General features: G+C 44.4%; 13 protein-coding genes. 11 read left to right on the forward strand and 2 right to left on the reverse strand.

From position 1 onward, the window contains the following. Positions 1-9: 9 nt before the first annotated feature. Both AB4Z17_RS17705 and AB4Z17_RS17710 read left to right on the forward strand, forming a co-directional pair. Positions 10-537, forward strand: coding sequence for a YfiT family bacillithiol transferase (locus tag AB4Z17_RS17705; protein ID WP_441961138.1), 528 nt, complete (start codon positions 10-12; stop codon positions 535-537). Beyond that, positions 534-1,373 carry an SDR family oxidoreductase gene (locus AB4Z17_RS17710; protein WP_441961140.1) on the forward strand — a complete coding sequence of 280 codons (840 nt, stop codon included), beginning with the start codon at positions 534-536 and terminating at the stop codon, positions 1,371-1,373. Before AB4Z17_RS17705 ends, AB4Z17_RS17710 begins: the two co-directional genes overlap by 4 nt. 64 nt (positions 1,374-1,437) lie before the next feature. Here AB4Z17_RS17710 and AB4Z17_RS17715 read toward each other — a convergent pair whose 3' ends face one another. Then, positions 1,438-3,699 (reverse strand): fibronectin type III domain-containing protein, encoded by a 2,262-nt coding sequence (locus AB4Z17_RS17715; protein WP_441961142.1) that lies wholly within the window; start codon positions 3,697-3,699, stop codon positions 1,438-1,440. Positions 3,700-4,137: 438 nt separating this feature from the next. Here AB4Z17_RS17715 and AB4Z17_RS17720 point away from each other — a divergent pair, with 438 nt between their 5' ends. From AB4Z17_RS17720 to AB4Z17_RS17760, 9 genes are all read left to right on the forward strand, one after another. Beyond that, the gene (locus tag AB4Z17_RS17720) at positions 4,138-5,316 is read left to right on the forward strand and encodes an MFS transporter (protein WP_441961144.1); all 1,179 of its coding nucleotides are present in this window, start codon (positions 4,138-4,140) and stop codon (positions 5,314-5,316) included. Positions 5,317-5,530: 214 nt separating this feature from the next. Beyond that, complete coding sequence (gene murD / locus AB4Z17_RS17725; RefSeq protein ID WP_441961145.1) at positions 5,531-6,856, forward strand: UDP-N-acetylmuramoyl-L-alanine--D-glutamate ligase; 1,326 nt, start codon at positions 5,531-5,533, stop codon at positions 6,854-6,856. A gap of 383 nt (positions 6,857-7,239) precedes the next feature. Continuing rightward, positions 7,240-9,921 carry an S-layer homology domain-containing protein gene (locus AB4Z17_RS17730; protein ID WP_441961147.1) on the forward strand — a complete coding sequence of 894 codons (2,682 nt, stop codon included), beginning with the start codon at positions 7,240-7,242 and terminating at the stop codon, positions 9,919-9,921. A 365-nt stretch (positions 9,922-10,286) separates the two neighbouring features. Further along, complete coding sequence (locus tag AB4Z17_RS17735) at positions 10,287-10,787, forward strand: immunoglobulin-like domain-containing protein (RefSeq protein WP_441913541.1); 501 nt, start codon at positions 10,287-10,289, stop codon at positions 10,785-10,787. 49 nt (positions 10,788-10,836) lie between these two features. Continuing rightward, entirely contained in the window at positions 10,837-11,244 is a 408-nt protein-coding gene (locus AB4Z17_RS17740) for a hypothetical protein (RefSeq protein ID WP_441961149.1), read from the forward strand. An 82-nt stretch (positions 11,245-11,326) separates the two neighbouring features. Continuing rightward, complete coding sequence (locus AB4Z17_RS17745; protein ID WP_441961150.1) at positions 11,327-11,794, forward strand: hypothetical protein; 468 nt, start codon at positions 11,327-11,329, stop codon at positions 11,792-11,794. A 45-nt stretch (positions 11,795-11,839) separates the two neighbouring features. Continuing rightward, complete coding sequence (locus AB4Z17_RS17750; protein ID WP_441961151.1) at positions 11,840-12,130, forward strand: hypothetical protein; 291 nt, start codon at positions 11,840-11,842, stop codon at positions 12,128-12,130. A gap of 172 nt (positions 12,131-12,302) precedes the next feature. Next, positions 12,303-12,485 carry a hypothetical protein gene (locus tag AB4Z17_RS17755; RefSeq protein WP_441961153.1) on the forward strand — a complete coding sequence of 61 codons (183 nt, stop codon included), beginning with the start codon at positions 12,303-12,305 and terminating at the stop codon, positions 12,483-12,485. Positions 12,486-12,499: 14 nt separating this feature from the next. After that, complete coding sequence (locus AB4Z17_RS17760) at positions 12,500-13,078, forward strand: class I SAM-dependent methyltransferase (protein ID WP_441961155.1); 579 nt, start codon at positions 12,500-12,502, stop codon at positions 13,076-13,078. 527 nt (positions 13,079-13,605) lie between these two features. Here the strand turns inward: AB4Z17_RS17760 and AB4Z17_RS17765 are convergent. Continuing rightward, positions 13,606-13,782 (reverse strand): hypothetical protein, encoded by a 177-nt coding sequence (locus AB4Z17_RS17765; RefSeq protein ID WP_441961156.1) that lies wholly within the window; start codon positions 13,780-13,782, stop codon positions 13,606-13,608. Positions 13,783-14,085 lie beyond the last annotated feature (303 nt).

Here is a 14,085-nt window from a genome sequence, read left to right on the forward strand (position 1 = left end):
GGAGAGCATATGAATAATTTACGTTATCCTATCGGGCATTTTGAACTCATACAGCATGTAACGACCGAGCTTCGGCAAAGCTGGATTGAGGATGTGCCRCAAATATCTTCGATTCTGCGGCACACGGTACAAAATTTAACGTCTGAGCAGCTGCTTTTACAATACCGTCCGGGCAGTTGGACCGTCAGGCAGGTTGTTCACCATATGGCTGACAACGATATGAATGCTTTTATCCGATTCAAGAGAGCGCTAACGGAGGATAATCCCACGGCTAGCTCGTATAGAGAAGATTTATGGGCGGAATTAAGCGATTATGAAACACCGCTCGAAACATCGCTGAATCTCCTAGAATCCGTTCATGATCGGTTTACAGCAATTCTCCGATCTTTACAATCATCCGATTTTCAACGAACGTTTACAAGTCCAACTCACGGCGCCATGAGTCTTGATGCTGCGCTTCAAAGATTCATTTGGCATAATCGGCATCATACTGCACAGATCGCTTCCATATTTTCAAAAAAGGAGAATCAGGCATGAATAAAATTATTGCTATTACAGGCGCCTCATCCGGAATAGGTCTTGCAACAGCATTAAAATTTGCTGAAAAAGGATGGATCGTATACGCTGGAACTCGGCATGCAGAACGTGATCAAACAAAGTATAGCGATCAGCCCAATCTACATTTCATTGAAATGGAAGTAACTAAACCGGAATCATTAGAGCAGGCATTTGAGGTCATTAAGCAAAAACATGGTTATATGGATGTTTTATTTTGCAATGCAGGATTTGGGCTATTACGTGCACTGGGCCAAGCTACTTTCGAGGAAATTCAAGCTGTTTTTGATACGAATGTGTACGGGGTTATGCATACGATTCGTGCGGGTTTGCCGCTTCTTCGCAAATCAAACTCCGGGCATTTGATCGCAACGACAAGCGTAGGGGGATTGGTCGGACAACCATTAAATGAAATTTATTGCGCAAGCAAGTTTGCAGTTGAAGGGTTGTTGGAGAGCTTAGCGACCTACTACAAGCCTGCATTTAATATTGATGTGACTCTGCTGGAGCCTGGAGCAATTGGGACCCATTTCAACAATACTGTCTTTGCACATATCGAAAAAGCAGGCGGTATTCCAGATGATGAATATAAACAAACGTATGACACCATTATTAATACCTTTTCCAAGCGAAACTCCGTTCCTCAAACGTCTGAATCCGTTGCTGATGTTGTGCTTCAGTTAGTAAATATGGAGACGAAGCCGCTGCGCATTCGTACATCCGATAAAGCTGAAGCGTTTGTACAATATAAAGTAAGCAACGATCCTACTGGGCTGGAGGGCATGCTGAATACCCGTAAACTTCAATTAGAAATGTAATATAAGATATATAAACAGGAAGGGACTATGGGTTATTGCGCCCATAGTCCCTTTTCTTACTGTACTATTGAAGCCGCCACAAAGATTGTACATTTGGCGGCTCCCAGCCAACCAGTGAGGTATGAGGCTGGAGACAAACATAGGAGAGGCCTGCGTAGGTTACTGTACTGCCAGCAACATAGCTTGTTTGAGCAGCCCAAGTCGTTGTTCCACCCGAGCCAGCTGTTGTTGAGGCTTGAAGTACGTTGCTAGCTGCCGACAAATTCCCTGCAGCATCCTTTGCTTTCACTGTAAAGCTGTAGGCTGTGTTTGCTGTAAGACCGCTAACGGTAGCTGTAATTCCAGCAACATTGAGGCTGGAAGATCCATAATAAACGGTGTAACCGGTAACGCCGACATTATCCGTTGATGCTCCCCATGAAAGACTAATGGTAGAAGCTGTAGCACCTGTTGCTTGAAGATTATTTGGGGCAGTTGGCGCTGTAGTATCCGCTGGTCCTGCATTGCCGCATGGACCAATTAATTTCCACACGCTGCTAATATCTGGGCGCTCTCCTTTTGTCCACCATTTAGCTTCGTATTCAGAGCCGTTGTAAGAAGCACGCTGTCCGCCTGTATAGGCTGTGTCGGTGTTCCATTGCTGTACGGTGCAAACATTTGCGGGGCTTGTAGTAACCGTAATTGGCGTACTTGCACCAGACACATTGCCTGCTGCATCATATGCCTTCACTGTAAAGGTATAGGCAGTGTTAGGGGTTAATCCGCTAATTGCTGCGCTTGTCCCCGTTGCATTCACGTTTGTTGTACCGTAAGTCACGGTATAACCGGTTACATTAACGTTATCCGTCGAAGCGTTCCATGCTAAGTTGACACTGGATGCACTTGTACTTGTCGTGCGTAAATTAGCAGGTACTGAAGGTGCTATTACATCCACAACGGGTGCATCAGTAGTTACATTAATCACGTTGCTCGCGCCAGAAATATTGCCTGCTGCATCTCTTGCCTTTACAGTAAATGAATACGCCGTGTTAGGTGTCAAACCGCTAATTGTTGTGCTTGTACCTGTAACGGTTGTTGAAGTTGAACCATAGGAGACGATATATCCCGTTACTCCTCGATCATCGGTAGATGCACTCCAAGACAGGCTCGCACTCGTGGACGTTTTGGCGGTTAATTGAAGATTTGCAGGAACTGACGGAGCTGTAACGTCACCTCCACCCGAACCATATTGATCGAGATAGGTACGATGACTCGTAGAAAATAGATTGTTCGTATATTTATCCCAGTTGATAGACCAGGTCATCAATCCTTTTAAATCAGGATAACCAGCGCTATTGCGAAGAACGTAGGTTCCGCCGAAAGGGATACCTTTTATAAGATAATCAAGAGCTTTCTGCACGTTAGCCGGTGTTGTATAACCTCCGCCTGCTGCTTGTGGTGAAGCGGGCAAACCAATGACGATTTGATCTGGACGAAGCGCGGGAAACATATTATTCGGGTTGCCTCCGACTGGAAATCCAACAAGCAGCATTTCAGCCATAGCCACATGGAAGTCAGGCGTGCCTTGAGAATAGGCTTTACCATCAAGGCCTAACATGGGACCCGTATTATAATGCTGAACATGCAGGTAATCCAGCTCATTTCGCAGATCATAGATGACAGGGAGGTATGCTCCCCAAAGTCCTGTATAGTTCCCTGCTCCACCCTGAACATAGGCTGTTTCCGGTGCCATGGTCAGAAGGAAATCTGAACTATAGCTATTTAATATTTCACGCGTTGCAGAAATTAAATTTACTATTTTTGGAGTAGTAGGGGCTTTGAAGTTGGTGTCTCCTGTGTTAAGGGCAAGAGAGCTGCCTTCAAGGTCAATATCGAGGCCGTCAAATCCATATAAATTAATAATACCCTTCATCGTGTTCACAAATGTTGTTTTGGCCTGAGGTGTAGTAAGCTCCACTGCACCGTTAGCGCCGCCGATGGATATGAGCACCTTTTGTCCTCTCGCTTTAAGGAAAGCAACATCAGACTGAAACTCGCTAACTGTTGCGTTGTAAGGAGTGAACACCATATTGCCAGTATGTGCGCCACCTGTTGGTTCGGCAAAAGCGACCTGGATCACGTCGTAATCCGGAGAAATATCTCTTAAACGAATATTGGTAGAGAAGTTGTCAAAATTATGCCAGTAGCCTACGATTATTTTGTTGCGAGCCGTTGCGGCCTCTACTCTATCCGTTCCTAAGGGTAATCCAGTCAATACTAACAGCGCTGCTAGGGCAGCTAAAAGAGCTTTCATCATTCGTTTTGTTGATCGCGAATAATTTTTCATCGTCAACTATCTCCCTTCTCAATATGAAGCTTCTGACCACTACCTTTTTGTAAGCGATTACATGCAATCTCTTAAAAACATCACCTCCTAATCGTATGAATGGAATGTACTTAGAGTGTGGCGAAAAACCGAGAGGTACAATAGAGTCGGGCTCTTCTTGCAATGGAGTAAGAAAACTTGATAGGCAAATAGGAGACTAATTCAAGAGGAAACAACTTTTATTCTGAGGGGGAAAGGAGTAAAAATAAAGGGGGATTTTTCCTGTAGTTTAGGGAGAAAAATCTATCACTTATCGTTGCACCCAGCAATTCTGAATCACCACAGGTGATTGCGAGAGGCGCTGCCAATGAATGAGCGGTTGTCAGTCTTTACTCTCAGGTATACAATGTGTAAGGAGAAAATCAGAATGATAGTTTTAGTAAAGGGAGTGCAACAAGTTTGTCATCAAGTGCTTCAGCTTCGCCTTCTTTCCATGTTCGTTTAACCACATTGCTTTTAGTTGTTGTAGTAGCAGGTATGAGTCAAGGGCTGCTGCTGCCATTGCTTTCGATTATGCTGGAGGATTCAGGCGTATCGTCAGATATGAACGGGATTAATTCAGCTGCAATGTATATCGGAATTTTTTGCACAATGTTTTTCGTTGAGAAGCCTGTCATGCGTTTCGGGTACAAAAAAGTCATTTTAGTCGGCATTTCATTAGTTACACTTGCTAATCTACTGTTTCCATTTACACATTCGCTGGCGATATGGTTCGTCTTGCGTTTGCTGGTTGGTGTCGGCGATAGCTCGCTCCATTATGCGACGCAGTTATGGATCGTAAGCTCAAGTCCAGCCGATCGACGGGGGAAATTTATTTCGCTGTACGGTATGGCTTATGGACTCGGCTTCAGCTTAGGGCCGCTGGGCATCAATCTTCTGCCACTTGGAAGGGCGGTTCCATTCTTAGTGTCGAGTTTATTTTTTGTTACTGTACTGATGCTTGTGCTGCGTATGAAGAATGAAATGCCGGAGCGGGCAGCACGAGGAACTGCGTCTGAGAATCGCTTTGTAAAAACCTACCGCCTCGCGTGGTTTGTCCTTATACCTGGCTTCTTATATGGACTGATGGAAGCTTCTATGAATAGCAACTTTCCGTTGTATGGTTTGCGGATCAACCTGAGCCAGCATTGGATTTCGCTTCTGCTCATGGCATTCGGAGTCGGGGCTCTAATTCTGCAGCTGCCGCTTGGCATTTGGAGTGACCGAATCGGCAGGAAGCCGGTGTTGATTGGATGTGCAGTGGTAGGTGCTCTCGTATTTTTCACTATACCTTTGGCTGGAGATAATATTGCGCTGCTCTTTGTATTATTTGCTATTGCTGGCGGAGTGGTTGGATCGTTTTATTCTTTAGGTCTCGCTTATGCAGCTGATATACTGCCTCGGGCGATATTGCCTGCGGCGAATGTTATCGCTTCGATTCACTTTAGTATTGGAAGCATCATGGGCCCGACGCTTGGCGGTTATGGGATTCGTTATGTTTCTGTTCATAGTATTTTTCTGTTTTTAGGTGCGGCCTTCCTTATCTTTGCGCTGCTTGGTTTTGGATTTCGGCCAAAAGTAGATAGTGTAGTTTCTTGATCTATTTGGGTCGTTTAATTTATATTTAGGGGAATGGGGCTAGTTTCTAGCCCTATTTTTTATTTCTAGTTTTTGAGGCGCATTCATTGTCAAAAGAAAAAAATTCATCCTTTATGTGCTTATTATTGCGCTGAATGAACGGCTAACGGGCAGGCAAGGCGGTTCCAATATGTGGTATATTTGACTTAATGATATTCTTTAAGCGGAGGTGCTTATGAATCCTGCTTTTTACACATATATCCAATCGCTGGCTGGCCAGGACGTGACCATCATCGGCGCCGGCGTCAGCAACTCACCGCTGATTCGCATGCTGTGCTCCGCAGGGGCGCGCGTCACCGTTCGCGACCGCAATCCAGCCCTGCCCCGGGACGAGTGGGACGATCTAGGCGCCGAGTTCCGCCTAGGGGAGAATTACCYGGATCGCGTTGGGGGCGATATCGTGTTCCGCACTCCGGGCATGCGCCCAGACCATCCGGCGCTGGACTGGGCCCGCGCTGGCGGCAGCCGTGTGACCAGTGAGATGGAGGAGTTTTTTGCGTTGTGCCCTTGTCCTATTTTCGGCGTGACCGGTTCGGACGGTAAGACCACCACCACGTCGTTAATTGCAGACATGCTGGCAAACGGGGGACGTACGGTTCATCTGGGCGGCAACATTGGCACGCCACTGCTGACGCGCGTGGGCGAGATGTCGCCGCTGGACGTGTGCGCGGTCGAGCTATCCAGCTTCCAGCTGATGGACATGACGCGCTCTCCCCATGTGGCGGTCATGACCAACCTCTCGCCCAATCACCTCGACTGGCACCGCGACATGGATGAATATACTGCCGCCAAGCGCCGCCTGCTGGATTTTCAGAGCGCTGACGACCTTGCCGTTCTTAACGGCGACAACCCGGATACCGCCGCACTGCGCGGGCGGGGGCAGACCAAGTATTTCGGCGGGCACACGGTCTGCGATGGAGTGATCGATGGTCTGGTACCTATCAGTGACATTCGTTTGCCAGGGTGGTATAACGTGGAAAACGTTATGGCTGCCATGACCGCCGTGAGGGGGACCGTGCCGGACGAGGCAATTCTGGAGACGGTACGCACATTTGCCGGCGTGGAGCACCGAAACCAGTGGGTGGCCACTGTGGACGGCGTGCATTACTACAACAATTCAATCGGATCCAGCCCCGCCCGTACCGTCGCGACGCTGCACGCGCACGAGGGCCGAGTACTGCTGATCGCCGGCGGGAGAGATAAGAACATACCTTTTGAGGAGATGGCTAGGCTGCTCCCTGATCATGTCAAGGTGTTGCTGTTGATCGGCGAAGCGGCCAGTCAAATCGAGGCTGCAGCGCGCAGCGTGCCGAGTTGCCCGCCTATTTTCCGTTGCGAAGGCTTGGCCGAGGCCGTGGCGCATGCGCACAAACTGGCCGCACCGGGCGACACGGTGCTGCTGAGCCCTGCCTGCACTGCGTTTGACCAATACAGCAACTTTGAAGAGCGCGGGCGCCACTTTGTAGAGCTGGTCGGGGCGCTGAGTCGGTCGGAGAGATAGGATTGAATAAGACACGGGCGTTTTCCGGGAAATCCTGATTGAACGCATGTGCGGTAAACGGGAACGGATAACATTAGCTCAATAAAACAGCGGCAGTCTAGGACTTTTTTTCTCGTCCACGACTGCCGCTGTTTTTTATAGTTGGGGCCAGTCTACAACGAAGCTCCTATGTGAATAGATTTTTTTGCGCCAATCTCTAATGTTAAGAAATTATATCGTTTGCTACAAAAGCATAGACAGAGCCTGAGCAATCTCTTATTTTAGACATGTGGCCATTTGGGTGGAGCTGTTCAAATCAATCGTAATAGGAGGTCAGCATTAGCGGCATAGCTAACATGATATAGGCAGATGGCAATTATAACATTATAACGGAGGATTATAACATGTTATCTAATAAGTGGGCCAAGCTGGCAGCAGCTTTTATTTTAACAGCAAGCTTTGCAGGGCAAAATATAGCGTTGACAACAACATTCGCAGAAGCCGGCAACCAGTCGGCTGGGACTTCAGGCACTGGAAAATGGATGGCAGGGGAATACCATGCCCATACCTACGTTTCAGATGATGCGCAGCAATCAGTTCAGACGGTGCTCGATCAAGCTTTTGAAACCTATGGGATGGACTGGATGAATTTATCTGATCATCTGAGAACTTCAAAGCGGGATGATGAAGGAAACTCGCTTCCTTCTCCGATATTATTTAAAGATGCTGTTAATAAATATCAGGTAAACATCATTAATAAACTAAAAGACGTAGGAAAGTACAAGGATAAAATTATTTTTTCAGGGTTTGAGTGGGATATGCCAACCTACGATCATGTCGGAGCAGGCATATTAGCGGATAGCGAAGAAAGCAGCTTAAAGGCAACGAGCCTTTTTGAATATTTGTATACGGATCGCCCGGAGAGCATGTTTGACCCGGTAGTCGTAGCAGAGTGGAAATTGCAGTACCCAACGCGACCTGCACTAAATGCGGATACGGCGCGCGATGCTGTGAAGTGGTTGAAAACAAATTATGCAGATTCCAGCTATATGATCATTAATCATCCATCCAGAAAGCTTGTCAATGGCAATGCAATTTTTCGAATTTCCGATATACGTGATTTTAACAATATAGCGCCAAACATCTTTTTTGGGATGGAGGGCATGCCAGGCAATCAGATGGAGCCAGATAGAGCCGGCTTGAATCAAAATAATCCCAAGACCAAGACGTACGGCGGCTCCGACTATATGATTGCTAAGGTTGGCGGGGTGTGGGACGCGCTGCTTGGAGAAGGTCGCCGGTTTTGGAATTTCACCAACTCGGATTCCCATTTCAAAGTATCGCAAGGTCTTTATTCCAGTGGCTACGCGCCGGGCGAATATTCCAAAAATTATACATGGGTAGAAGGCAGTGACATGGCAGCTGTGCTGGACGGCATGCGTTCAGGCAAATCATTTTCGACAACAGGTGATCTGATTAATGCGCTAGATTTCACGATTACTAACGGTGCAAACAAAGGCGAAATGGGGCAAAACTTGAAGGTGAAGGATGGCGATGCGCTTAAGCTGACCATTCGTTTCAAAAGCCCGCAGACAAACAATTACGCCGTGATTAAAAGTGAAAATTCTGCAATCAACGACAAATATATTTACCAAAGTGACGTGACAAATGCCGTTAAGGTTGACCACGTAGATTTGATTGCCGGTGATGTTACAGGTGAGGTTAAGCCTGGTACGGATGAATACAACAAAGATACGAATGATTCAACGAAGGTCATTGCCAGATTCACGAGCGAGGACTGGACAACAGACGCGGAAGGCTACAATGTCATTACGTATGATCTCGATCCAGCGTACAAAAATCAGTATTTTAGACTAAGAGGCACTAATCTTGGCGAAAATGTAGCTGGCGAAACTGAAAACGGCGAGCCGCTCATTGACGTCAGAACAGAAGACGATACAACGATTGCGGATCTTGATATCCGTTATATGAAACGGTTTAATGAAATTAACGATCGCAACTACAAGGATCTTTGGTTCTATTCGAATCCTATCTTTGTAACGAGAGAGCCAAAAGACGATGGCAACACAGATCCAGGTCCAGGACCGATCGTGACGCCTCCTCCGGCTCCAGCTACTTCTGTAGAAGTAGACTTGGATGCGTCGAAAGGGACTGATGGCGCAATTAAAGATATTATCAGCTTTAATGTGCCTGCAGGCGCTGCAGCTGTTAACGGAAAAATAAGCGCTAAGGTTGTAGGGGCGAATGAGGCACCGTCGGCTGGGACGCTTGAGGCGCTTAGTCCGATGGTCGAATTCCAAAGCACAGCAGGCAACCAATTCAACAAACCGGTGGAAATTAGCTTCAACTACAAGAAGGATCAAGTCCAATCGGGCAAAAAAGCGGCCATTTATTACTTTAACGAGCTGCAAAAGCGTTGGATATATGTTGGCGGCACTGTCAAAGCAGATGGTACAATTTCAGCAAAGGTGAACCACTTTACTAAATTTGCGGTTTTCCAAGCAGAAGCAAAGCTGTTCTCCGATGCGACAACGCACTGGGTGGCACCATTTGCGGATCGTTTGCTTGGCATGAACGTGATTCAGGGCTTTGAGGATGGGACATTCCATCCAGAAGAGAAGGTTACCCGTGCTGCCTTTGCCAAAATGATCTTGCAAGCTCTGGGACTGCCAGCGGCTTCAGGAGCTGCAAGCTTTGCGGATAACAGCGACATTCCAGCATGGGCTGGAGCTGATGTAGCTGCTGCTGTGCAAGCGGGTATTTTGAAAGGCTACGAGCAAAAAGGGAAGATGCTTTTCAAGCCAAATCAAACGATTACACGCGCTGAGATGTCAGTCATGATTGCGAATGCTTTAAAGGCTAACGAGCAGCAGCAAGCAAGTGCGGAAATGACATTTAAAGACGCAGCTGCTATCCCGGCATGGGCGAAGGAGTCCATCAACCGTGCGGTTTCGGAAGGTATTATAACGGGCTATACCGATCTAACGTTCCGTTCCGATCGTGCAGCAAGCCGAGCGGAAGCCGCGGCCATGATTTTCAGGCTGCTTGATCGCTTGCATATTTAAATACGAAAGAACCTTCAGCCGCTTATGGAGCAGCTTGAAGGTTCTTTTTTCGTATATTGCAGCGTCATTCATAGCACGAAATAGCGGTACTCTTAATGGAAGCTTGATTGTTTCCATTCTAACATGGATGGGAGTAAGATACATTTAAAGCTGCGTCTAACAAGACATAAGACTGATTTGTTAAAGTGGAGAAGATAAAAGCAATCCGAGTCCAATCTCGCAAACGTATGAATTTTTAAGCGATTAGACACAAGTGTTAAACGAGGAGCAATTATTAAACGAACGGGCAGTTTAACGCAACAAAACTGCTGACGAGCTCGTTTTTATGTTGAAACGGATTTATAACAAATGAGGGTGGTTTCTAAATGAAGAAGTTATCTTGTTCATCTGTTCTTACTCTGTGCATCGTACTTTGTCTTATCCTAATAGTTGGGTGCTCTAATGCTAATGAAGAGACTAATACAGGAGAAATTACTGATTGGGAACTTACAAAATATAAAACTATCAACGACCTTGAAGGAGTAACGATGTCTGTTAAGAAAGGAACGGTCACCACTACTGAATTGACTGTAGTATTTGATAATAACTCTGGTAAGCAATGTATTTATGGTGAATATTTTTTGTTGGAAAAGAAAATGGAGGGTAGTTGGTATCAAGTCCCTGTTACTATAGATGGTAATTACGGATTTAATAGTATTGGACATGGCTTGGAGTCTTCAAATGTTAGCGAATGGACAGTTGATTGGAATTGGCTCTATGGAAGACTGGTTACTGGTGAATACCGAATAGTGAAAGATATACTCGATTTTAGAAAAGCAGGCGACTACGATACTTACTTTTTGGCGGCGGAGTTTACTATCAATTAGCTTCAAATATGAATTTACCGGAAGAGGTTGGGCTAGTGGATTCATTGAAATGAACTCAAATACCTTTTATTTTGCAACAAGTTATATCACGGATGCTCTTGATGAGATGTTAAAGGCTCTGATTTTACTTAATCCAGAGCTCAGTCCATTCACTGTTTCAAATTCACAATTTGAATGGAATGAAGAACCTGGTGGAACCGTTTGGAAATTCAGAAAGATTGATGATTTATTGCACGTTCAGATTATGTCATTTGAGAATTTGCGAAACAAAAAACAACTGGTTATTGAACTAAATGAGTCTTGTTCGATATTGGAATTTTCAGAGGCAGTAGTACAAGCGCTTGATTTATTGTTGAGTCTACATGGTAAGAAAGGCTACAAAGAAAAGTGGGTTAACTATGATTTCCCAACGAACAATTACTTAAAACTAAAGGGTTTCGTTACAAAAAAGAATTGAACTAACGGGCAGGATAGTTCAATGAAATCAGGATAAAATGAAAAAAATGAATGATAAATTGATGTAGGAAGTGAAATATAATATGAACAAAAAAACATTGCTTGAATGGGAAACTAGCCATAATGCAATAAAAAGGACTGTCGAAGGCTTTTGGAGTTGTTTTAGAAAATGGCGTGAAGAAGAGAAAGACGATTACCACGACACATTTCGTGGAAAGTTATTTAAGGATTTTATTAGTGTACATGAACGGTCAATTTACCTTAAATATACTTTTAATGTTGAAGAAGCAGTAATATTTTGTTCGGTAAATATTTCTTATTTAGAAGAAAACATCGGCACTTACGATATTGAATTTAATTTAGACGGAGAAATTGCTGATGAATATTTAGATTTTGACGATATTTTATTCAAAGATAGAGTGTTGAAAATGAAACATAACTTGAGAATTGCCCGAAATGCCTTAAAACAAGGAATTGAAATTGGAACAGTATCCAATATTACTGGAATTGATTCTAAATATATTGAGATTTTGAAGGAGAAATATTGTTAAGCTAACAAGACACTTTGTTCAATTATTTTTAAAGAGGAGAATTCAATGGCATTTAAGGGCTTGGATTGGACAGAACTAGCAGTTAAATGGGGTATTACAGTCAGTAACAGAAATGATGATGAGATACTTTGTGACTTAGATAAAAGAATAAGTTATTCAGTCAGTCTAAATGAAGTCTTGGAAAGCAATGTCATCGATGATGCAAGGAAATTCCTTAGCTCTTTAACGAAAAATGAAATGTATAAACAACCACTTTTTCAAGGCTTATTAGCAATTGAAGATGACCTTACATTCATAAAGTATTTTAGAGTTTTACTTCCTCACATGTGGGTGTAATAACACCGTTTGATTAAACTATCGGATAACGTTAGATTCACAAATATTAAAACGAGGCTGCCGGCATAAAACGGCAGCCTCGTTGAGCTAACTGGCAGTTTAGCTAAAACAATGGTGTCGTTGATTTTTTTATTTATAAAATTGGTGTATCTCGGAAATGGAGGCGGTTTACATGAAAAGTAAGAAATATAACGGGCAAAAAAACGGGGAACATAACGCATATTTAGCCCTACAACTGCGACTCCCCATCAGGGAGAAAAATATCTTGAATAATCCTTTCCTAAGTATCAAAAACCCAACTTCATTAGGTGCAGGCTCTTACGAAATGGCTTTGCCGTTGATTTTACTGCTTTAGATTTGAAGCCAGGTATGCGTGTATTGGAGATAGGTGCTGGCACTGGTCAAGTTGCTACAACAATAGCTAAAAATTGGGGAGTTACTTTAATTACTTTAAAACTATGGGAAAATTTGAATGTAATTCAGCAATATGTATCAGAACAAGGTGCAGATAATGATGTTCTAGCACTGAAGGCGAATGCCGAACTTATGCCGTTTCCTGATGAAGCATTTGATGCAGTCTTTAGTATCGGCTCATTTTTTATGATTAAGGATAGGGAAAAGGCTCTGAAAGAAATCATACGCGTTACTCGAACTAATGGTTTTTTTGGAATTGCTGAGCCTATGTGTACATTAAATCCAGTGCCGTCTGGTTTGGAGAATTTTGATATCTTTTACTATCATAATAAATGGCTTCGGACGTTGGACTGGAATCGCAATTTAATTCAGGGTCAAGGTTTTTTAATTACAGATAGCTATTACTTCTCTGATGGTCACCAATGGATGCTCGATAATTTCCGATATTATGATGGAGAAAAGGATTTTATTCTGCACGATGAAGGACGTTGGTTGGGGCTAGGTCTCGCTGTGGGCAAGAAATTATGCCGGTAAGTGTTGAAATTAAAAATAGAATGATTCTTGAATACCGTAAGGGCTACTGTGTGGTAGTCCTTCGTTAAGCTAACGGGCAGGAGAGTTCAGCCAATAGTTTGAGAAATTTTTAAGTACCCTCTGAAATGGAAATCGTACACATAATAACAGCTATTTCCTGGAGTTTAAGCTTCAGGACAGATATTGCAGCGGTTGACCGTGCAAAATGGTTATGACTAGGCATGCGTATAGTCAAGTGGTTATTCACCTACATAGTATAAGATACACTTTCATGTAATATCATGAATATCTTCCGTTAGGAGTGATGTTATGGTTCAAATGCGAAATATAGGACCCATGAGACAACCGCCGCAGTCACCTCCTCCCGCATTCATCCCGCCGAAACCCGCTGTTTCTTATATCGTCGACTGCGTTTACCAGTACACTTATATTTGGCTTAGGTCTGGCGAGAACTTCTGGTTTTATCCGACATCTGTCGATATGGACGGTGTTTCTGGGTATAGATGGAGCGGATCATACTGGTACTTCTATGGTATCGATCCGCGATTCATCGATGCCGTATCGTGTCCTCCGATTCCTACCCTCTTCTGATCACTAAAATCAGAGTGCCAGTGGTACTGTTTACTCACCGCCTTTGGCTCGCCCGATGTTGCCTCCAAAATGCGTTTCTGCGAGACGGTAGGAGACAATCGGGAGGCACTCAATTTGCTGCGCTGGCGGGGTTTGCAAAGTTTCTAAGTGTTGAGCCACTGAATAACAAGGTGGAGAAACCTTCAGAAGTAGCCATTATCATTTTTGAAAACAATCTCTTACCTCGTTGAACTAACGGCATAACGATAGTTGAAGACTAAAAGGGCTGCCACKTGGCCAATGTCATTAAGTTAAGGTGTAAGTTCAATAGAATGCAAAAGAGCAGGTTATCAAAAAGATAGCCTGCTCTTTTTTTGCCCAAATGAGGAAAAAGAACTTGACAGGCGATTGTAAGTGTGTGGCGAAGCCCCTTGAAA

It is taken from the genome of Paenibacillus sp. TAF43_2, assembly GCF_052113545.1.
Taxonomy (GTDB): domain Bacteria; phylum Bacillota; class Bacilli; order Paenibacillales; family Paenibacillaceae; genus Pristimantibacillus.

Excerpts from the sequence above, each read along its gene's own strand:
- AB4Z17_RS17755 (WP_441961153.1), top strand. The coding sequence starts at position 12,303 with ATGAAAAGTAAGAAATATAACGGGCAAAAAAACGGGGAACATAACGCA.
- AB4Z17_RS17730 (WP_441961147.1), top strand. The coding sequence starts at position 7,240 with ATGTTATCTAATAAGTGGGCCAAGCTGGCAGCAGCTTTTATTTTAACA.
- AB4Z17_RS17750 (WP_441961151.1), top strand. The coding sequence starts at position 11,840 with ATGGCATTTAAGGGCTTGGATTGGACAGAACTAGCAGTTAAATGGGGT.
- AB4Z17_RS17710 (WP_441961140.1), top strand. The coding sequence starts at position 534 with ATGAATAAAATTATTGCTATTACAGGCGCCTCATCCGGAATAGGTCTT.
- AB4Z17_RS17735 (WP_441913541.1), top strand. The coding sequence starts at position 10,287 with ATGAAGAAGTTATCTTGTTCATCTGTTCTTACTCTGTGCATCGTACTT.
- AB4Z17_RS17740 (WP_441961149.1), top strand. The coding sequence starts at position 10,837 with ATGAACTCAAATACCTTTTATTTTGCAACAAGTTATATCACGGATGCT.
- AB4Z17_RS17760 (WP_441961155.1), top strand. The coding sequence starts at position 12,500 with ATGCGTGTATTGGAGATAGGTGCTGGCACTGGTCAAGTTGCTACAACA.
- AB4Z17_RS17745 (WP_441961150.1), top strand. The coding sequence starts at position 11,327 with ATGAACAAAAAAACATTGCTTGAATGGGAAACTAGCCATAATGCAATA.
- AB4Z17_RS17715 (WP_441961142.1), bottom strand. The coding sequence starts at position 3,699 with ATGAAAAATTATTCGCGATCAACAAAACGAATGATGAAAGCTCTTTTA.